Here is a 20115-nt window from a genome sequence, read left to right on the forward strand (position 1 = left end):
AGCCTGTTATGCTCTTTCGAAACCGCGCGCGACTTCCCAGTCGGTCACGCGGCGATCATACTCTTCCTGTTCCCACTGTGCGGCGCGCACATAGTGGTCGATCACGTCGTCCCCGAAAGCCGCGCGCAGCATGGCGGAGCCATTCAGGTGATCCGTAGCGTCGCGAAGCGTTTTCGGAATCTCCCGAACTTCCTTGCCGCCATAGGCGTCGCCGACGAATTGCGGCTCAAGTTCCATCTTCTTCTCGATGCCGTCAATGCCCGCCGCAAGCAGCGCCGCCATGGCAAGATGGGGGTTGAGATCGGAGCCACCCACACGGCACTCGATGCGGATGCCCTTCGTGCCATCGCCGCACAGACGATATCCGGCCGTGCGGTTGTCCATGCTCCAGACAGCCTTGGTCGGCGCAAAGGTGCCAGCCATGTAGCGCTTGTAGGAGTTGATATAGGGCGCGAGGAAATAGGTGATCTCGCTGGCATGCGCGAGAAGCCCCGCCACATAATGCTTCATCATCTCAGACATGCCATGCTCAGAGTCCTTGTCAAAGAACTTCGATGTCTTGCCATCCAGGCTCCAGAGCGACTGGTGGATATGGGAGGAACTGCCCGCTGCGCTATAGTTCCACTTGGCAAGGAAGGTCACGGCCTTGCCCTTGGACCAGGCGATTTCCTTGGTGGCATTCTTGATGATCGCATGGCGGTCGGCCATGGTCAGCGCATCGGCATAGCGGACATTGATTTCCTCCTGACCGGCGGAGGCTTCGCCCTTGGTGTTTTCCACGGGAATTCCGGCACCCTGCAAACCGTTGCGGATGGCGCGCATCACCTCCTCTTCCTTGGTGGTCTGGAAGATGTGGTAGTCCTCATTATAGGCGCTGGCGAGATTGAGGTTGCGATAGCCGCTCGCGCGTGCTGACTCGAAACTCTGATCGAAGAGAAAGAATTCCAGTTCGCTTGCCATATAGGCCTTCAGCCCCATGGCCTCGAGCCGGGCCACCTGGCTTTTCAGCATGGCGCGTGGCGAGTGCGGCACTTCGGCATGGGTGTGATGATCATAGGCATCGCAGAGAACGAGCGCTGTCCCTTCCAGCCAAGGGACCCGACGCAGCGTCGCCATGTCCGGCTTCAGCGTGTAGTCGCCGTAGCCCTTCTCCCAGCTGGTGGATTTATAGCCGGGGACCGTCTCCATCTCCATATCGGTGGCCAGCAGGTAGTTGCAGCTATGGGTTTCGTCATGCGCGCTGTCGACAAAGAATTGCGCCTGAAACCGCTTGCCCATCAGGCGACCCTGCATATCCACGAGGCACGCCAGAACCGTGTCGATGCGCCCATCGGCGACATCCTTCTTCAGCTCGTCGAATGTGTAGGTCGTCATGATGTCTTTGCTCCCTTTTTCTCGTTTGGCAAAGGGCGGCTAAAAGAGCGCCGCCCTTCTCTTTTTTGATGGTCAGGCTTTCGCGGCAGAAGCGTTGAGTGCGGCCTGCTTGTGCTCCAGCGCGAACTCCTCCTCCGGCGAAAGGATCAGGCGATGGCGACCGATCATGGCGAAATAGGCGATCGCCACCGCAAACCAGATCGCCACCCACAACACGCCCTTGGTGAAGTTCGGATCCTGCACCTGATAAAGCAGCGTCACGACCGCGATGATGATGGTGAGCACCGCACCCGGAACGCCAAGCGGCGAGCGGAACGGCCGTTCGATATCCGGCAGGTTCTTGCGCAGCAGGATGAAGGAGATCGCCTGCATGATGTAGGAGAACATCGCGCCGAAGACGGCCATGTTCAGCAACACGCTGCCGATAATGCTACCGCCCTGCTCTGCACCAAGCGCGAACCAGATGATCATCATCACGCTCAAGCCGACAATCGCACCCGTCAGCATGGCAACGTGCGGCGTCTTGAACCTGGCGTGCGTAATCGACAGGGCTGTCGGGAAGTAGCCGGCGCGTGACAGCGAATAGATCTGCCGCCCCTGCGCATAAAGGATGGTGTGGAAGCTGGCGATGAGACCGGTCAGCGCCACAAGACCAAGCAGCACGACACCGCTGTCACCATAGACCGCCTTGAAGCCATCCAGCAGAGGCTCGAGCGCCGAGCTGAGATGGAATGTTCCAACCCCGGGAAGCGACGGGTTGAGAAGCACGATCATGAATGCGGAAATCATCAGCGTGATGATGCCGAGAATGATGCCCTTCGGCATGTCGCGCTTGGGATCGACCGACTCTTCGGCGGCCAGCGGCAATTGTTCGATCGCCAGGAACAGCCAGACGGCGAAGGGAAGCGTGGCGAGTACGCCTGAAATGCCGAATGGGAAGAAAGGCCCATTTCCCTCCGGCAGTTCGATGGCCTTGCCATCCGGCCCGACACCGATATTCAGCGCCCACCGGGAGAAATCGATATTGGGAATGGCGCTGATCCAGAAGAACACCAGAACGCCGAGCGAAATCAGCGTGATGACCAATGTCACCTTGAAGGAAAGTTCAAGCCCGAAGACGTTCAACGCCAGGAAGATGACATAGAACAGTACCCACAGAACCGGCGAATAGGCCGGATCGAGCCCGAGAATGGAATTCACATAGGCCGTGATGAAGGTGACGATGACCGCAGGGGTCAGGACATATTCGACATTCTCGCAAAGCCCGGTGATGAAGCCGCCCCACGGCCCCATCGCAGTACGAGCGAAAGAGTAGGCCGCACCGGTGTGCGGCAGCGCCGGGCTCATTTCCGCGATGGAAAAGGTCAGGCCCAGATACATGATGGCGATGATGATACCCGCCACCAGCATGCCGCCCCAGCCCCCCGTGGCGAAACCGAAGTTCCAGCCGGAAAAATGCCCGGAAATGACGGCGCCGACGCCGAGCGCCCATAGCGACCAGACGCCCGCATAACGCGATAGTCCGCGCTTTTCGAAATAAGATGCGTCTGCCTTTTTATAGCTGACGCCGGATGATGAACTGTCCATGCCTTGTCTCTCCTGATCAAGAAAAAAGCAGGCAGTCAGCCGGATTGGCCGATTTTGCCCCAGTTCGGCTGGCGGGACATCCCGACCAGCCGCATGCATCTGCTGTTCCCTATCCCGTCTGGCTCGCACCATTTTTGGTGTTCTGGACCACACGGCACATTAGTCTTCGGCAGGGTGACCTGCCGACATGCAAGTCTAGTCTCCGATGCTGGCAAGCGCTCTTTCGAGGTTTCCACCCAAATAGTCGGCGGCGGCACGCTGTCCCGCCTCGTCCGCAATGAGATCGTTGCGAACTTCGATCATCACATTCAACAGCCCATCCGGCAGCGCGTGCAAACGAAGCGTGTGGGTCACGCCATCTTCCGGTCCGTAGGGCTGGTTGCGCTCCACTTTGAAAGAAGGAACCTCCCGATCTGCAAGCATCGCATCGGCCAAGCGCGAGTCCGCGTCATGCAAAATGCCGATTTCCACCTCGCGCACCCGCCCATGATAGACCGGCGTGAAACTGTGAATGGTAACGATGACGCTCTCGATGCCGAGGATCTTCCGCTTTTCCACGAGGCTGGAAACGGCTTCATGAAACGGGACATAGAGGGCGGCCGTACGGAGAAACCGCTCGGCCTCATCCAGATCGGCGTTGCCTGGAATGTCGTAAATCTCACTCGTCACCGGCATGGCAGAGGCCGATTCCGGCGGACGATTGCAGTCATAGATCAGTCGTGAAAAACGCTGAAAGACGAGCGCCGCATCAAGCTTCTGAGACAACATACGCGCCACCGCAAGCGCACCGGGGTCCCAGGCGATATGGCTCGACAGGACATCTTCGTTAAGACCGAGATCGCCATAACGGGCAGGAAGCGTTTTCGAGGCATGCTCGCAAACGAGCAACACCGGGCTTTTCCCCGTCTCGTTTTCCACCGCGACTGTGTCACCCTCGTCGGCATGGAAAAATTGCGAACGAACCGTCATGGTCGTACCCCGTCTGGTTTTGCCGTTCCCCAACGACGCGAAGAGAATTCTTCACATATCCCAAAGTGTCAAATGGATTTTTGAAATTTTCTCTTCATTTTTCCGATTGACTCAAACGCGGCGCCGTATCTTAATCCTCTCCAAAACCCGGTAAGAAAACCGGAAAAGGGGAAGAATTTGAGCAACACGTCGTCTGCGACGGTGTCGGAGGTCATCCAGACCCATTATGAGGATCTGACGCGCGCCGAAAGGCAGCTCGCCGAAAGCCTGCTGTCAAATTATCCGGTTTCCGGCCTTGGCAGCATCACCACTGTTGCGGAAAATGCAGGCGTCTCCACCCCGACCGTTGCCCGCATGGTGCAAAAGCTTGGCTACAAGGGTTACCCTGAATTCCAGGCGAGCCTGCACCAGGAGCTGGAAGCCACCATCTCCAACCCGATTGCCAAGCATGACAGATGGGCAAGCAATGCACCGGGCCTGCATATCCTCAACCGCTTCGCCGCCGCGATCACCAACAACCTGCGCGACACGCTGAGCGATCTGGATACGGCGGACTTCGACAATGCCGCAGCCCTGCTCTCGGACAGAAAGCGCGGCATCTATTTCGTAGGCGGGCGCATCACCGGCGCTATCGCGGAATACTTCTTCACCCATATGCAGGTCATCCGCCCGAAGACGGCGTTGATGTCATCAAACTCCAGCTCATGGCCGCAATATATGCTGAACATGAGCGCGGGCGACGTGTTGGTCATCTTCGATATCCGCCGCTATGAGCAGGATATGGTGACGCTCGCCCAGGTGGCTTATGACAACGATGTCAGCATTCTTCTCTTCACCGACCAGTGGACATCCCCTGTCTCCCGCTTTGCCAAACATACCTTCAGGGTACGCATAGAGGCCCCGTCGGCATGGGACAGCTCGGTCGTCACCCTCTTCGTCGTCGAGGCTTTGATCGAGGCGGTGCAGAGCAATGGATGGGACGAAACCCGTCAGCGCATGAACGCGCTTGAAGGCCTTTTCGAGCAGACACGCCTGTTCAGAAAACCCGATCGACGGTGACGAGCCGGGCGATCGAAACCACCAAGGGATAAAAAGGGAGAAGACGCAAGCAGAACGACGAATGTCGCACACACTGCAACATGACAAAAAAGTGACGCAATGATGGCAAGGAGGCCCAAACGGGGCTAGCGTGACCGCGATGAGCACCCTTACAAAACGTCACATAAGATTCATGCAAGCCACGTACAGCGTCCGCCGACGCATGAGACACGAAGAGGAGAACTAAAGTGATCTCGCACAGCCGCCGACTGCTTTCGCTTACCACCGCAATCGTGCTTGCCACCACGGCAATCGCCACGGCAGCACCAAGTGAAGAACTCATCGCAGCTGCCAAGAAGGAAGGCATGCTGACGACCATCGCCCTGCCGCACGACTGGTGCGGATACGGCGACGTCATCGCCTCCTTCAAGGCCAAGTACCCGGAAATTCAGGTCAACGAGCTGAACCCGGATGCAGGCTCCGCTGACGAAATCGAAGCCATCAAGGCCAACAAGGATAACAAGGGCCCGCAGGCGCCTGACGTTATCGACGTCGGTCTGGCCTTCGGCCCGCAGGCAAAGAAGGACGGCCTCCTTCAGCCTTACAAGGTCTCCACCTGGGACGAAATTCCGGAGAACGTCAAGGACGCCGAAGGCTACTGGTACGGCGACTATTACGGCGTCATGTCCTTCTTCGTGAACAAGGACCTCGTCACCAACACTCCGAAGGACTGGGCCGATCTGCTGAAGCCGGAATATGCCGGTCAGGTCGCTCTCGCTGGTGACCCGCGCGCCTCCAACCAGGCGATCCTCGGCGTTCTCGCCGCCGGTCTCTCCACCGGCGCAAAGGACGGCAAGGAAGCTGGTGAAGCAGGCCTGAAGTATTTCGCCGACCTCAACAAGGCTGGCAACTTTGTTCCCGTCATCGGCAAGGCCGGCACGCTGGCACAGGGCGCAACGCCAATTGTAGTCGCCTGGGACTATAACGCTCTCGGCTGGGCAAAGACGCTGAACGGCAACCCGCCGACGGAAGTCGTCGTTCCTGAGAAGGGCGTTCTGGCTGGCGTCTACGTGCAGGGCATTTCCGCCTACGCACCGCATCCGAATGCTGCGAAGCTGTGGATGGAGCACCTTTACTCCGACGATGGTCAGCTTGGCTGGCTGAAGGGCTTCTGCCACCCGATCCGCTTCAATGCGCTCGCCAAGGCCAACAAGATCCCGAAGGACCTGCTCGACGCTCTGCCGCCTCCGGCAGCCTATGAGAAGGCAACCTTCCCGACGCTCGCAGATGTGGATGCCAACAAGGCAGCCGTCACCGGCGGCTGGGACAAGGTTGTCGGCGCCAACGTCAAGTAAGACCTAAAAACCAACGGCCGCCCCGGCCCACAAAGCCCGGGCGGCCTGCTGCACATAAAGAACGAGACCGCGATGACCGCGGCATGGGGACAGCATGTCATCAGCAGATACTGGCATAGCGCTGCCGGTGAAACGGCGCTATCGGCCGAAGCTCCAATGGCTCGGCATTTTGCCCTTCGCCATATTCGTCCTGCTTTTTTTGATCATGCCGACGATGAAGATCGTCATCGGCGCGTTTCAAAGCCCGGACGGCAGCTTCACCTTTGACAACATCATCGGGCTCTTCACACCCTCCATTCTCGCGGCCTACTGGATATCGATCAAGATCAGCGTCGCCTCGGCAGCGCTTGGCTGTCTGATTGGTTTCGCCGTGGCCTCCGCCGTCGTGCTTGGCGGCCTGCCGCAGAAAATCCGCGCCCCGCTTTTGACCTTCTCGGGCGTTGCCTCGCAATTTGCAGGCGTCCCTCTGGCCTTCGCCTTCATCGCTACTCTCGGTCCAGTCGGCCTCGTCACGCTGTTCCTCAAGACTCAACTCGGCATCGACCTGCGCGTGATGGGCTTCAACATCCTGTCCTTCTGGGGCCTGACGATCACCTATCTGTTCTTCCAGATCCCGCTGATGATCCTCATCATCACGCCGGCACTCGACGGGTTGAAGCGCGAATGGCGCGAAGCGGCCGAAATTCTTGGCGCAAGCGGATGGCAGTATTGGCGCATGGTCGCCTTTCCCATCCTGCTGCCGTCCATCCTCGGCACCTTCTCGCTGCTCTTCGCCAACTCCTTCGGCGCCGTTGCCACCGCAATTGCGCTGACCGGCTCCTCGCTCAGCATCGTTCCGATCCTGCTCTTTGCCCAAATTCGCGGTGACGTTCTCGGCAACCCCAATCTTGGCTATGCGCTGGCCTTCGGCATGATCGTCGTGACCTGTATTGCCAACACGCTTTACATCTGGATGCGCACGCGCAGTGAGAGGTGGCTAAAATGAAGCGGATTTTCGCCTGGGGTGCCCTCCTCTTCGGCATTCTCTATTTTGCCCTGCCGCTGATCGGCATGACCAACTTCTCGCTGAAGATGCGCCGCGGTGTCTACTCCTTCGACGCCTATGCCGTGGTCTTGAGCGATCCACGCTTTCAGGAGACCTTTACCTACTCCGTCGTCATGGCGCTCGTCACCATCGTCTTCGGTGTCGTGCTGGTGGTGCCAACCGCCTACTGGGTGCGGCTGAAACTGCCGACGCTGCGTCCTGTCATCGAGTTCATCACGCTGCTGCCGCTCGTCATTCCGGCGATCGTCATCGTCTTCGGCTATATCCGGCTTTACAATACCTCCAGCTGGCTTCCTCTGACGGGGACGACCACTGGCACCAACCTGCTGTTGATGTTCGGTTACACGACGCTCGCGCTGCCTTACATGTACCGCGCCGTCGATACGGGTCTTCGCACCATCGATATCGGTACGCTGACGGAAGCGGCGCAAAGCCTCGGCGCTGGCTGGACCACCATCCTTGCCCGGATCATCCTGCCGAATGTGCTGGTGGCCGTGCTGTCGGGCGCCTTCCTGACTTTTGCCATCGTCATCGGTGAATTCACCATGGCAGCCCTTTTGAACCGACCGGCCTTCGGCCCCTATATGCAGCTTCTCGGCGCGAACCGGGCCTACGAGCCTGCCGCCCTTGCTGTGATCTCCTTCGGCATCACCTGGGGTTGCCTCGGTCTCATCCAACTCGTCTCTCGCTACCAGAAGGGCGCGCCTCCCAAGGCCTGAGGATTTTAAATGAGCTTTTTAACACTCACGCATATCAAGAAGTCCTTTGGTCCGGTTCAGGTCGTGCATGACTTCAACATGGCCATCGAAAAGGGCGAATTCGTTTCCTTCCTCGGCCCATCCGGTTGCGGCAAGACCACTGTGCTGCGCATGATCGCAGGCTTCGAGACGCCAAGCGATGGCGCAATCGTCATCAATGGCAAGGACCAGACGACCCTTCGCCCCAACCAGCGCAATATCGGCATGGTGTTCCAGGCCTATGCACTGTTTCCCAATATGAATGTTCGCGAGAATGTCGCCTTCGGCCTCAAGGTCGCGGGCAAGCCAAAGGCGGAAATCGATGCCCGCGTGAAGGAAATGCTGGCGCTCATCCATCTGGAACATCTTGCGGACCGCTATCCGTACCAGATGTCCGGCGGTCAGCAGCAGCGTGTTGCTCTTGCCCGTGCGCTGGCGCCAAAGCCGGAAGTCCTGCTTCTCGACGAACCGCTTTCCGCACTCGACGCCAAGATCCGCGTGTCGCTGCGCGAAGAAATCCGCCAGATCCAGCGCAAGCTTGGCATCACCACGATCTTCGTCACCCATGATCAGGAAGAAGCCCTGTCGATTTCCGACCGCATCGTGGTGATGAATGCCGGCCGTGCTGACCAGATCGGCTCGCCCTTCGAGATCTACAACAACCCCGCCACGCGCTTCGTCGCCTCCTTCGTCGGCACGCTGAACCTCATCGATGCGACCGTCGTCGATGCGACAACCAGCACGGTTCTGATCGGCGACCAGAAGGTGTCGCTGAAAAAGCCGCTCGCAAAAGCCAATGGCGAAAAGGTCACCGTCGCGCTTCGCCCGGAGGCCGGATCGCTTGCAGAAAGCGCCAAGGGCGATGTCGCGATTTCCGGAACCGTCACCTCCAGCCACTTCCTCGGCTCCGTCATCCGCACCCGTCTCGACGTCGGCGGCAGCGTGCTCTCCTTCGACATGTTCAACGATCCCGGCACGGCTCCACCTGCCATTGGCGAGCGTGTCACGCTTCACTTCGCATCAGAAGATTTGATGATTGTAGCAGAATAGCGCACTGTTTCCGGGCTGGGAAACCGGGTAACTCCGGCGCCAAATCAGGAGGCACCTATGCGCGCATTATTCTACGAACGGTTTGGCGAAGCGCCGAAAATAGCCAACCTGCCTGACCCGGAACCCACGCCCGGCGGCGTGGTGATTTCAGTCAAGGCAACCGGCCTTTGCCGCAGCGACTGGCATGGCTGGATGGGCCATGACAGCGACATCCACCTGCCGCATGTGCCGGGTCACGAGTTCGCAGGCGTGATTTCCGCCGTCGGCAAGAATGTCATGCGCTTCAAGGTCGGTGACCGCGTCACCGTGCCCTTCGTCTCCGGCTGCGGCCACTGCCAGGAATGCCGCTCGGGCAACCAGCAGGTCTGCGAAACGCAGTTCCAGCCGGGCTTCACCCATTGGGGCTCCTTCGCCGAATATGTCGCGATCGATTATGCCGATCAGAATCTCGTCCATATGCCGGATGAGATGAGCTTCGATACGGCGGCAAGCCTTGGCTGCCGCTTTGCCACCTCCTTCCGCGCTGTTGTCGATCAGGGCCGCCTGAAGGGCGGAGAATGGCTCGCCGTTCACGGCTGCGGCGGCGTGGGCCTTTCAGCCATCATGATCGGTGCCGGTCTCGGTGCGCAGATCGTCGCAATCGATATTGCCGATGACAAGCTGGCGCTGGCGAAAGAGCTCGGTGCCACCGTCACCATCAACAGCCGCAATGTTGCCGATGTCACCGAAGCGGTGCGCGATGCGACCGGCGGCGGCGCACATGTCTCCGTCGATGCGCTCGGTCATCCGCAAACCTGCTGCAATTCGATCAGCAATTTGCGCCGCCGTGGTCGCCACGTCCAGGTGGGCCTCATGCTGGCCGATCATTCCATGCCGCAGATTCCCATGGCACGTGTGATTGCCCATGAACTGGAAATCTACGGCAGCCACGGAATGCAGGCCTGGCGCTACGACGATATGCTGGCCATGATTCGTACCGGTAAGCTTTCGCCTGAAAAACTTGTTGGCAGACACATCTCACTGACCGATGCTGTCACCGCGCTGCCTGCGATGGACAGCTTCAAGGACAGCGGCATCAGCATCATCAACCGCTTCGAGTGATACCCATGCAGATTGACGTCATCGACAGCATCAGCGATCCCGGCAAGCCAAAGCGCCCGAATGAAGATCGTCTGGCCTGGAATGCCTCCAGCGCATTCGTTGTCGATGGCGCGACCGGCCTTGGTGACCGGCAGTTCATGACCGGTTTCGGCTCCGACGCCGCATGGATTGCCGACTTCACCGCAAAGCGCCTGATGAGCGAAGTCACACCTGAGGCAAATTTCGCAGATATCATTCGCCGCATCTCGCAAGATGCCAAGATCAACTTCGAGGCCGTGGCCGGCAATCAGCCGCGCTACGCCTGGCCGGTCGCAGCATTCGCAGGCTTGCGCGTTACGCCAACCGGGCTGCAGTTCGCCGGGCTCGGCGATAGCGTCGTCTATATTCTTCACGATGACGGCCGCGAGGAAAATCTGATGGCCCTGCCCGACGCCTTCGAGCGTGAACAGGCCGCCGCGCGCGCTCATGTCGCGCGTCTCGGCGGCATCGGTGCGGCGGGCATGGCAACCAGCGATCCGGAAACGCTTGCCGAACTTCGGCGCAGTCGTGAAAAACAGAACACGGCGGACGGCACCGTCTGGTCACTAAGCCTCGTTCCGCAGACAGCCGACCACATTGTTACCGCCGCTATCGACATCTCCAGCGGCGCCACCGCCATCATCTGCTCCGATGGACTGGCCGATCTCGTCAGCCTTTACAACCAGTACACGCCCGGAACACTGATACGCCGCGCCGTCACCGCGGGCTTGCCGAGCGTGATCAAGGAGCTTCGCCAGTTGGAGCGAGAGATCGATCCTGAGGGCCTGCAGTACCCAAGGCTGAAACAATCGGACGACACGACTGCAATTCTGTGCAGGATCAACTAAAGCACGTCTCGTAAAAGTGTGCGGCGGCTTTGCGATAACGACGTGCGGCACAAGACGGATCTGAAGCGTCAGGAGCGAACCGGAGAGATCGCGACACGCTTTAAAAGAGCCTGTGACATCTGCTGACAAAAGACTTGAATTAGCGGCTGCTATACCGCATGGCACAGGGAACGATCCCTGAAAGAAGAAACCGCTTATGTCTCCCACCACGACCCCGGTTCCAGCCCGCGCGCTGAATGCGCAGGATTACAGAACGCTTGGCCTTTCCGCCCTCGGCGGCGCATTGGAATTCTACGACTTCATCATCTTCGTGTTCTTTGCGACCGTGATCGGCCATCTCTTCTTTCCACCGGACATGCCGGACTGGCTGGTGATGATCCAGACCTTTGGGATCTTTGCCGCTGGCTATCTGGTCCGTCCGATCGGCGGCATCATTCTCGCCCATTATGGCGACCGTTACGGGCGCAAACGCGTCTTCGCCTTCTCGATCCTGCTGATGGCGCTTTCCACGCTCGGAATGGCGCTGATGCCGACCTATGCGACGATCGGCGTTGCGGCCCCGATCCTGCTCATCGTGCTGCGTATGTTGCAGGGTGCGGCCATCGGCGGCGAAGTTCCCGGTGCCTGGACCTTTGTGTCTGAGCACGTTCCCTTCCGCTATGTCGGCCTCGCCTGCGGCCTGCTGACGTCGGGCCTCTCCTTCGGCATCATGCTCGGCTCGCTGATTGCCTTTGCCATCAACACCATCTTCACGCCGGAAGACGTGTCTGGTTATGCTTGGCGCATTCCCTTCCTCATCGGCGGTGTCTTCGGCCTGATCGCCGTCTATCTGCGCCGCTGGCTGGAAGAAACGCCGATCTTCACGCAGATGAAGAACTCCAAGTCCCTGTCGGATAAACTGCCGCTCAGCCTGGTTCTGAAGCACCATATGCGCGGTGTCGTGGTCTCGGCGCTGCTCACCTGGGTGCTGTCCGCGGCCATCGTCGTCACAACGCTGATGACGGCAACCTTCCTGCAGAAGCTCTATGGCTACACGCCAACGCAAGCCTTGGCAGGCACGAGCTTCGGTACGCTGTTCCTGATTTTCGGCGTCATCATCGCCGGCGCGCTGATCGACCGCATCGGCAGCGGTGTGTTCTTCATGGGCGCCAGCATCTTCTTCGGTATCGCCACCTTCACCTTCTATAGCTATGCCGGAACATCGCTCACCACCATGTTCGCACTTTACGCCGTCATGGGCCTATCCGTCGGCATGGCAGGCGCGGTTCCCTATGTCATGGTCCGCGCCTTCCCAGCATCGGTCCGCTTCTCAGGCCTCTCCTTCGCCTACAACGTCTCTTACGCTGTCTTCGGCGGATTGACGCCGGTGGCCGTCAGCACAGCGCTTGCGATCAACCCCATGGCGCACGCCTGGTATCTGGTCTTCATCGCCGTGCTCGCCTTCTTCATCGGGCTTTATCTTCACCTGCGCGGCAGCGCCGTGGAGAGCCATGTGGGCGTGGAAGAACTGGCGACGCTTCAAGGTCGGTAACGACATGACAAAAAGGGAAGCGGCGCGCTCGCGCCGTTCCCCATCAATCATGCAGTGGCGGGCATCTTGAAGGCCGACCCGAGCTTGTAGCCAATAAACGCCGCCACCAAAATGATCCCGATCAGCCAGAACAGGGGCTCGCCAGGCAGCACGACGCCATAGAAATCGACGTGGCTGTCCATCCTCTTTCCTTGCGAAATCATCGCATCGACCTGCGCAGGTGTCGGGGCACCGGCGATAGGCTGTCCGTCAAGCGTCGTCACGATATTGTATCCCGGCAACCCGGTCAGCAGGAGACCGAAGAAGGCGAAGACGATCGTCGAAAAGACCGGAATGACCCCGTTTCGAATAAAGCGCATATGTTTCCCCCAAATGTTCGAGGCAACATTGAGGGAAATTCGTGATTCGATCTAGCCACGGGTTCAGGCAGTTTCAGACGGGCGCAAGCGCCTTAGGCGGCTCAAAATCGGGGGCGACCAGACCGCCGGAAATCAAAAGCTTCGCGGCATCCTCCGGCGACATATCGAGCATGATAATCTTGTCCTTCGGCACAAAGAGCAGAAAGCCCGCCGTCGGCACCGGCGTTGGCGGCAGGAACACCGCCACCATTTCCTGGCCTAGCTCATTGAAGCGGAAGGCAAGCTCGCCCTTGGCCTCGGATGCGACGAAGACCATGGCCCAGGTGCCGGGTGACGGAAACTCGATCATGCCGACACGCTTGAAGGAATTGGAGTGCTCCTTCAGCACCGATTCAAACAGTTGCTTGATGCTTTTATAGATCGGACGCACCAGAGGCATGCGGTTGAGGATGGATTCGCCGAAGCCAACGATCCATTTGCCGATGAGATTGTTGCCGAGGAAGCCGATGACGGTGATGCCGATCACGGCGATAAGCAGGCCGAAACCTGGGATGGCAACGTTGAAATACTCTTCCGGGTCGTAGCGCGCCGGAATATAGGGCTTCACCCAGCTATCGGCCCATTGCAGGAACGTCCAGACCAGCCACATGGTGATCGTGACGGGCGCCAGAATGAGGACGCCGGTCAGAAAGCTGTTACGCAGGCGTGTCGCGAAGGAAATTCTGAGTGGGTGATCCGTCATCAACTCACTGAATGTTGGAGCATTTCCAGCCAAAGCATGATCGCTTTGGCGCCGGACAATGCGGTAAAACAGAGACCTGGAGCATCGAAGGTGTTCCGTTATCACCGGCAATGCTCTAGGCGATGTCGCCGAAGAATGCCTGAAGCTAACGGACAATGCCGGACGGCGTTCCGCCCTGCAAGGGCAAGATCATGAAATATTCGTCATCTATGCCTTCGTCCTTCCGCCGGTCGTCGTGACGAAATCCGAAGCAACGGTCATAGGCGGGTCTTGCGTTGCAGCGCAAAGCGCATCCAGATCGTCAACCCGCCGGACGATCATTCCACCGTGACCGACTTTGCCAGATTGCGCGGCTGGTCCACATCCGTGCCCATGAAGACCGCCGTGTGATAGGCGAGCAGCTGGATCGGCAGTGAGAAGACCATCGGCGCGATCAGTTCGTCGACCGTTGGCAGAACGATCGTCGCCATGGTTTCCAATGAGGATGCCGCAGCACCCTTCGCATCCGTAATGAAGATGATACGACCGCCGCGGGCTGCCACTTCCTGCATGTTCGACACGGTCTTCTCGAAGAAACGATCATGCGGCGCGATGACGATCACCGGCATGTTCTCGTCGATCAGCGCGATCGGCCCATGCTTCAATTCCCCTGCCGCATAGCCTTCCGCATGGATATAGGAAATTTCCTTGAGCTTCAGCGCGCCTTCCAGCGCCAGCGGGAAGGATGTGCCGCGGCCAAGATAAAGCACGTCCTTGAAGCGGGAGAGATCACGCGACAGCGTTTCGATCTGCGGCTGGATGGCGTTCAGCACTTCGCTCATCACACGCGGCATTTCAATCAGATGGCGAACAAGCTCGGTTTCATGTGCAGCCGTCAGCGTGCCACGCGCCTTACCGGCCGCGATGGCCAGCGAAGCCAGAACGGCAAGCTGGCAGGTGAAGGCCTTTGTAGAGGCAACGCCGATTTCGGGGCCAGCCAGAATCGGGAAGATTGCATCGGATTCGCGGGCAATGGTCGATTCGCGCACATTGACGACCGCGCCGATCTTCAGGTCGTTCTCCTTGCAGTAGCGCAGCGAGGCCAGCGTGTCCGCCGTCTCGCCCGACTGGGAGATGAAGAGTGCCGCCTGTGTCGGCAATAACGGCATTTCTCGGTAGCGGAATTCGGACGCCACGTCGATTTCGACCGGTAGACGCGCATAGCGCTCGAACCAGTATTTGCCGATCAGGCCGGAAAGATAGGCCGTGCCGCAGGCGGAAATCGCAAGGCCGGTCAACTTGGAAAAGTCGATCGCCGGATCGACATCCTTCACGCGTTTGTCGGCAAAATCCACATAGTGGCTGAGCGCATGGGAAATCACTTCCGGCTGCTCGTAGATCTCTTTTTCCATGAAGTGGCGATGGTTGCCCTTATCCACCACATAGGCCGTCGCCTGGGAAATCTGCCGCTGGCGCTGCACCGGTTTGCCGGCAAAATCGATGATCTCGGCACCGGCTGCGGTGATGATGGCGCAATCGCCATCCACCAGATAGGTGATCTCATTGGTGAAAGGTGAGAGCGCGATCGCGTCCGAACCCAGGAACATCTCGCCGCGACCATAGCCAACCGCAAGCGGCGGACCAGAACGGGCAGAGAGCAGCGTGCCTGGCTCATCCTGGAACATCACCACCAGCGCATAGGCGCCCGTCACGCGGTTCAGCATCTTCAGCATCGCATCGCGATGCGACAGTCCTTCACGGGTAAACTTGGCAAGCAACTGCGCCACCACTTCCGTATCCGTCTGAGTGGTGAAGGTCGCGCCCTCGGCCTTCAACTCGTCACGCAGCTCGGAAAAGTTCTCGATGATGCCGTTGTGAACGACGGCAACGCCGTCGACGAAATGCGGATGAGCATTCGTCTCATTCGGAACGCCATGCGTCGCCCAGCGCGTATGGGCAATGCCCGTCACGCCGGGAAGCGGCTCCTCGGAGAGCTTCTTCTCCAGATTGAACAGCTTGCCCTCGGCGCGGCGTCGATCCATCGCGCCATCATGGATAGTTGCAACGCCGGCGGAGTCATAGCCCCGATATTCCAGCCGCTTCAGCGCATCCACAAGGCGCTCCGCAACCGGCTGCGTTCCAACAATTCCGACGATACCGCACATACAATTCTCCAAAGATTTTGGTGAGCATCCGACGCGCCGGGAAACCGAGTCGCGTCGTCATCCTGATGCTTTTTCATTGGCGGAAGTCGTAGCGATTTCCGCAAAAACCGCAATCGCAACCGCGGTCACTTTCAATGTCTATTCGTTACCTTTGTCAGAAGCTTACGCCGGTTTCTTCTTGGCGTCCTTGATCGCCTGGGCGCGTGCGCGAAGCACGCTGGCGCGACCTTCCTTCACCTCCTGGCGTGCCCGACCGAAGGCCAGCGCATCACCCGGAACGTCATCGGTGATCACGCTGCCGGACGCCACATAGGCCTCGTCACCAATGCTTACGGGTGCCACGAGCGCGGAGTTGGAGCCGATGAAGGCATTCTTTCCGATCCGCGTTTCATGCTTGTTGATGCCGTCATAATTGCAGGTAATCGTGCCCGCACCGATATTGCTGCCCGCGCCGACAAAGGCGTCGCCGATATAGGTGAGGTGATTGACCTTGGCCCCCTCGCCGATCTCGGCCTTCTTGATTTCGCAGAAATTGCCGACCTTGGATTTCGCCGCCAGATTGGCACCCGGGCGCAGCCGCGCATAGGGACCAACCGTCGCACCGGCGCTGACATACGCGCCTTCCAAATGCGAGAAGGCGTGAATGACGGCACCCGATTCGATGGTGACGCCCGGGCCGATAACGACATTCGGCTCGATCAGCGCGTCCTGGCCGATCTTCGTATCCCAGGAAAGAAAGACGGTCTCCGGCGCAATCATCGAAACCCCGTCGATCATGAACTGATGACGCGCCCGCTCCTGCCAGAGCTTCTCAATGATGGCGAGTTCGGCGCGGTTGTTGCAGCCGGTCATCTCTCCCTCAGGCGCATCGACAGCCACGGCCTTGCCGCCATTGGCGCGGGCGATCTCGACGATATCGGTCAGATAATACTCGCCCTTGGCATTGTTGTTGCCAATCCGGTCAAGCAGATCGAGCGCCCGGCGACCATTGATCGCCATCAAGCCGCTATTGCACCATGTGACCTTACGCTCGTCGTCGCTCGCATCCTTCTCTTCGCGAATGGCGACCAGCTCCCCATCCTGCACCAGAAGACGCCCGTAACCCGTTGGTTTGTCGGTGTGAAAGCCGATAACGACGACATCGACATTGTCGGTCAGTGCCTGGCGCGCCCGGTTCAGCGTCTCCGCCGTCAGTAGTGGCACGTCACCATACGCGATGAGAACGTCGTCGAAGCCCTTCTCGATGGCTTCGCGCGCCGCAAGCACCGCGTTACCCGTGCCGAGCCGTTCCTTTTGCAGATAGGGTTCGACTGAAACGCCCGCGACGCGTGCGGCATCCGCCACCTTGTCCGCATCGCGACCGACGACGAGAGCGGCAGCGGAGACACCAGCGCCGGAAACTGCCTGCATCACATGCGCGATCATCGGACGGCCAGCCACCGGGTGCAAAACCTTGGACATGGATGATTTCATGCGCGTGCTTTCACCGGCGGCGAGAATGACGGCAAGACAGGTGCGTTCCACTGATATCTCCATTCCAAGCATCGGATGTCTTTTGCCCGCTATAACCGCTCGACGATAAAGAAACCATGGAAATTGCGTGACGGCTTGAAAAGCGACGTGATGGCGGGCGCGGCTACAGCATCGGCCCGAAAATCGGACTCGATTTTCGGAAAGCACGATGCGTCGATCCAAAAAGGGAAAGCGTCCTTTGTGCGTCCACTAGGACGCACAGCGCTTTAGGCCAGTGAAAGTCGAGAACGCGCTTTCAACCGCCAGCGAATCCTCTAGTCTGCCGCGAACATTCCATCCCGAAATGCGGAAATTCCACATGTCCTCTTCGCACAGCGTCAGCCAGCCGGTCCGCGGCATGCTCATCATGGCAGCCTGCATGATCGTGCTGCCGGTCATGGACGCGATTGCGAAATATATGGCGCATGCCGGCATGTCCCCCGGTCAGGTGACCTTCTATCGCTTCTTCTTTCAGCTGGTCTGCACGATGCCGCTGCTGCTCTTCATGTCGCCAAAATCGCTGATCCATGCCAAGCGCCCCTGGCTCAATCTCTTGCGTGGCGTGCTGCATGCAGCCGCGAGCCTGACTTTCTTTGCAGCCGTCAAATACATGCCGCTTGCCGACGTCTTCGCCATCTACTTCGTCGAGCCCTTTCTGCTGACCATCATGTCGGCGCTGTTTCTCGGCGAGCGAGTCGGATGGATGCGCTGGAGCGCCATTGCGGTCGGCTTCATCGGCGCGATGATCGTCATCCAGCCGAGCTTCGAACTCTTCGGCCTCACCTCGCTTCTGCCGGTCGCCTGCGCCTTTCTCTTCACGCTTTATCTCTTCCTCAACCGGGCGATTGGTGAGGGTGACAGCCCGCTGGTGATGCAGACCATGGCGGGCATTGCCGGAACGATTTTCATGGGCGGTGCCCTGTTGATCGGCAGCGCATTCGGTGACGCCAATTTTGAAATGTCGCTGCCCGGCTGGGATCACGGCCTGGTTCTCCTGATCCTTCTCGGCTCGATCTCCGGCTACATGCACCTGCTCGTCGTTAAGGCCTTTCGTCTTGCGCCGGTGTCGCTTCTGGCGCCGTTTCAATATTTCGAGATCATCTCCGCCACCATTCTGGGCTACATGCTGTTCTCCGATTTTCCCACGCCGTCCAAATGGCTCGGTATCGTCATCATCGTCACATCTGGCCTCTTCATTATCTGGCGTGAGAGGCTGAGCGCTCGCCGCATCAAGATCACAGAGGTCGCGGAAGTTTGAAGATTTGCCGCAACTACACTTGTTCATGAGGCCCACGTCGGGCAAAACGTGCTTTCACGAATGACAAATACATAAGGAGACGAGACGATGGACGTTCGCGCCGCAGTCGCCGTTCAGGCCGGCAAGCCATTGGAAGTTATGACCGTTCAGCTCGAAGGCCCGCGCGCCGGTGAAGTGCTGATCGAGGTCAAGGCAACCGGCATATGCCATACGGACGATTTCACCCTCTCGGGTGCCGATCCGGAAGGTCTCTTCCCCGCGATCCTCGGCCATGAAGGCGCTGGCATCGTTGTCGACGTCGGCCCCGGCGTCACCTCGGTCAAGAAGGGCGACCATGTTATTCCGCTCTACACGCCGGAATGCCGCGAATGCTATTCCTGTACCTCGCGCAAGACCAACCTCTGCACGGCCATCCGCTCCACGCAGGGCCAGGGCGTAATGCCGGACGGCACCAGCCGTTTCTCCATCGGCAAGGACAAGATCCATCACTATATGGGCTGCTCCACCTTCGCCAATTACACGGTCCTGCCGGAAATTGCCGTTGCCAAGATCAACCCCGACGCGCCTTTCGACAAGGTCTGCTACATCGGCTGTGGCGTGACGACCGGCATCGGTGCGGTCATCAATACCGCAAAGGTCGAGATCGGCTCGACGGCGATCGTCTTCGGCCTCGGCGGCATTGGCCTCAACGTGCTTCAGGGCCTGCGTCTTGCCGGTGCGGATATGATCATCGGCGTCGATATCAACCCTGAGCGCAAGGCCTGGGGCGAGAAATTCGGCATGACGCACTTCGTCAACCCGAAGGAAGTCGATGGCGACATCGTGCCCTATCTCGTCAACATGACGAAGCGCAATGGCGACCTGATCGGCGGCGCAGATTACACCTTCGACTGCACCGGCAACACAAAGGTCATGCGTCAGGCGCTGGAAGCCTCGCACCGCGGCTGGGGCAAATCGGTCATCATCGGCGTTGCAGGCGCCGGCCAGGAAATCTCCACCCGCCCCTTCCAGCTGGTCACCGGCCGCAACTGGATGGGAACGGCTTTCGGTGGCGCGCGCGGCCGCACGGACGTTCCGAAGATCGTTGATTGGTACATGGAAGGCAAAATCCAGATCGACCCGATGATCACCCACACCATGCCGCTCGACGACATCAACAAGGGCTTCGACCTGATGCACAAGGGCGAGAGCATCCGCGGCGTCGTGGTCTATTGATGTGAGGAATAAACGGCGCGGAGGTCTGAGAGGGTTTCCGCGCTGGTGGTTTAGAGGGGTTGCGATGCCCCTCTTTCTTTTTGACGTGCGAGATGGCGGAAGGATACCCCCCTCTGTCCTGCCGGACATCTCCCCCTCAAGGGGGGAGATCAGCAAGAAGAAACGTCCGCCACTTATCCGAAACTTCAGAGATGACCGAGCGGTCGCCCCACCCGATCTCCCCCTTGAGGGG

17 protein-coding genes are annotated in these 20115 nt (G+C 59.1%); 10 read left to right on the forward strand and 7 right to left on the reverse strand.

The window, feature by feature from the left end:
• Positions 1–6 precede the first annotated feature (6 nt).
• From QE408_RS18055 to QE408_RS18065, 3 genes are all read right to left on the reverse strand, one after another.
• The gene (locus QE408_RS18055) at positions 7–1374 is read right to left on the reverse strand and encodes a glutamine synthetase family protein (protein WP_306933540.1); all 1368 of its coding nucleotides are present in this window, start codon (positions 1372–1374) and stop codon (positions 7–9) included.
• A gap of 72 nt (positions 1375–1446) precedes the next feature.
• Positions 1447–2961 (reverse strand): amino acid permease, encoded by a 1515-nt coding sequence (locus QE408_RS18060; protein WP_306933542.1) that lies wholly within the window; start codon positions 2959–2961, stop codon positions 1447–1449.
• Positions 2962–3156: 195 nt separating this feature from the next.
• On the reverse strand, positions 3157–3930 hold the full coding sequence (locus tag QE408_RS18065) for an N-formylglutamate amidohydrolase (RefSeq protein ID WP_306933544.1): 774 nt from the start codon (positions 3928–3930) through the stop codon (positions 3157–3159).
• 177 nt (positions 3931–4107) lie between these two features.
• Between QE408_RS18065 and QE408_RS18070 the strand changes: the two genes are divergently transcribed.
• The 8 genes from QE408_RS18070 (at position 4108) to QE408_RS18105 (ending at position 12653) form a co-directional block, all read left to right on the forward strand.
• Positions 4108–4989, forward strand: coding sequence for a MurR/RpiR family transcriptional regulator (locus tag QE408_RS18070; RefSeq protein WP_306933547.1), 882 nt, complete (start codon positions 4108–4110; stop codon positions 4987–4989).
• 227 nt (positions 4990–5216) lie between these two features.
• Positions 5217–6323, forward strand: coding sequence for an ABC transporter substrate-binding protein (locus tag QE408_RS18075; protein ID WP_306933549.1), 1107 nt, complete (start codon positions 5217–5219; stop codon positions 6321–6323).
• Positions 6324–6417: 94 nt separating this feature from the next.
• Complete coding sequence (locus tag QE408_RS18080; RefSeq protein ID WP_306933551.1) at positions 6418–7308, forward strand: ABC transporter permease; 891 nt, start codon at positions 6418–6420, stop codon at positions 7306–7308.
• Positions 7305–8087 (forward strand): ABC transporter permease, encoded by a 783-nt coding sequence (locus QE408_RS18085; protein WP_296019149.1) that lies wholly within the window; start codon positions 7305–7307, stop codon positions 8085–8087. Before QE408_RS18080 ends, QE408_RS18085 begins: the two co-directional genes overlap by 4 nt.
• Before the next feature lie 9 nt (positions 8088–8096).
• Positions 8097–9155, forward strand: coding sequence for an ABC transporter ATP-binding protein (locus QE408_RS18090; RefSeq protein ID WP_306933554.1), 1059 nt, complete (start codon positions 8097–8099; stop codon positions 9153–9155).
• 57 nt (positions 9156–9212) lie between these two features.
• Complete coding sequence (locus tag QE408_RS18095) at positions 9213–10256, forward strand: zinc-dependent alcohol dehydrogenase family protein (RefSeq protein WP_306933555.1); 1044 nt, start codon at positions 9213–9215, stop codon at positions 10254–10256.
• 5 nt (positions 10257–10261) lie between these two features.
• Positions 10262–11122 carry a hypothetical protein gene (locus QE408_RS18100; RefSeq protein ID WP_306933557.1) on the forward strand — a complete coding sequence of 287 codons (861 nt, stop codon included), beginning with the start codon at positions 10262–10264 and terminating at the stop codon, positions 11120–11122.
• Between the two features lie 196 nt (positions 11123–11318).
• Positions 11319–12653: an MFS transporter gene (locus QE408_RS18105; protein WP_306933559.1), complete on the forward strand. Its 1335-nt coding sequence runs from the start codon at positions 11319–11321 to the stop codon at positions 12651–12653.
• A 47-nt stretch (positions 12654–12700) separates the two neighbouring features.
• Here QE408_RS18105 and QE408_RS18110 read toward each other — a convergent pair whose 3' ends face one another.
• The 4 genes from QE408_RS18110 to glmU form a co-directional block, all read right to left on the reverse strand.
• Positions 12701–13012: a hypothetical protein gene (locus tag QE408_RS18110; RefSeq protein ID WP_306933561.1), complete on the reverse strand. Its 312-nt coding sequence runs from the start codon at positions 13010–13012 to the stop codon at positions 12701–12703.
• A 73-nt stretch (positions 13013–13085) separates the two neighbouring features.
• Complete coding sequence (locus tag QE408_RS18115) at positions 13086–13754, reverse strand: DUF502 domain-containing protein (protein ID WP_306933563.1); 669 nt, start codon at positions 13752–13754, stop codon at positions 13086–13088.
• 317 nt (positions 13755–14071) lie between these two features.
• Entirely contained in the window at positions 14072–15898 is a 1827-nt protein-coding gene (gene glmS / locus QE408_RS18120) for a glutamine--fructose-6-phosphate transaminase (isomerizing) (protein ID WP_306933565.1), read from the reverse strand.
• Positions 15899–16060: 162 nt separating this feature from the next.
• Entirely contained in the window at positions 16061–17422 is a 1362-nt protein-coding gene (glmU, locus tag QE408_RS18125) for a bifunctional UDP-N-acetylglucosamine diphosphorylase/glucosamine-1-phosphate N-acetyltransferase GlmU (RefSeq protein ID WP_306933567.1), read from the reverse strand.
• A 307-nt stretch (positions 17423–17729) separates the two neighbouring features.
• Between glmU and QE408_RS18130 the strand changes: the two genes are divergently transcribed.
• On the forward strand, positions 17730–18668 hold the full coding sequence (locus tag QE408_RS18130) for a DMT family transporter (RefSeq protein WP_306933569.1): 939 nt from the start codon (positions 17730–17732) through the stop codon (positions 18666–18668).
• Between the two features lie 87 nt (positions 18669–18755).
• A complete protein-coding gene (locus tag QE408_RS18135; RefSeq protein WP_306933571.1) occupies positions 18756–19883 on the forward strand; it encodes an S-(hydroxymethyl)glutathione dehydrogenase/class III alcohol dehydrogenase in 1128 nt (375 codons plus the stop codon).
• Positions 19884–20115 lie beyond the last annotated feature (232 nt).

This window comes from Agrobacterium larrymoorei (genome assembly GCF_030819275.1).
Lineage (GTDB): Bacteria > Pseudomonadota > Alphaproteobacteria > Rhizobiales > Rhizobiaceae > Agrobacterium > Agrobacterium larrymoorei_B.

Excerpts from the sequence above, each read along its gene's own strand:
- QE408_RS18080 (WP_306933551.1), top strand. The coding sequence starts at position 6,418 with ATGTCATCAGCAGATACTGGCATAGCGCTGCCGGTGAAACGGCGCTAT.
- QE408_RS18100 (WP_306933557.1), top strand. The coding sequence starts at position 10,262 with ATGCAGATTGACGTCATCGACAGCATCAGCGATCCCGGCAAGCCAAAG.
- QE408_RS18105 (WP_306933559.1), top strand. The coding sequence starts at position 11,319 with ATGTCTCCCACCACGACCCCGGTTCCAGCCCGCGCGCTGAATGCGCAG.
- QE408_RS18090 (WP_306933554.1), top strand. The coding sequence starts at position 8,097 with ATGAGCTTTTTAACACTCACGCATATCAAGAAGTCCTTTGGTCCGGTT.
- QE408_RS18055 (WP_306933540.1), bottom strand. The coding sequence starts at position 1,374 with ATGACGACCTACACATTCGACGAGCTGAAGAAGGATGTCGCCGATGGG.
- QE408_RS18115 (WP_306933563.1), bottom strand. The coding sequence starts at position 13,754 with ATGACGGATCACCCACTCAGAATTTCCTTCGCGACACGCCTGCGTAAC.
- QE408_RS18085 (WP_296019149.1), top strand. The coding sequence starts at position 7,305 with ATGAAGCGGATTTTCGCCTGGGGTGCCCTCCTCTTCGGCATTCTCTAT.
- QE408_RS18110 (WP_306933561.1), bottom strand. The coding sequence starts at position 13,012 with ATGCGCTTTATTCGAAACGGGGTCATTCCGGTCTTTTCGACGATCGTC.
- QE408_RS18130 (WP_306933569.1), top strand. The coding sequence starts at position 17,730 with ATGTCCTCTTCGCACAGCGTCAGCCAGCCGGTCCGCGGCATGCTCATC.
- QE408_RS18065 (WP_306933544.1), bottom strand. The coding sequence starts at position 3,930 with ATGACGGTTCGTTCGCAATTTTTCCATGCCGACGAGGGTGACACAGTC.
- QE408_RS18135 (WP_306933571.1), top strand. The coding sequence starts at position 18,756 with ATGGACGTTCGCGCCGCAGTCGCCGTTCAGGCCGGCAAGCCATTGGAA.
- glmS (WP_306933565.1), bottom strand. The coding sequence starts at position 15,898 with ATGTGCGGTATCGTCGGAATTGTTGGAACGCAGCCGGTTGCGGAGCGC.
- QE408_RS18060 (WP_306933542.1), bottom strand. The coding sequence starts at position 2,961 with ATGGACAGTTCATCATCCGGCGTCAGCTATAAAAAGGCAGACGCATCT.
- QE408_RS18095 (WP_306933555.1), top strand. The coding sequence starts at position 9,213 with ATGCGCGCATTATTCTACGAACGGTTTGGCGAAGCGCCGAAAATAGCC.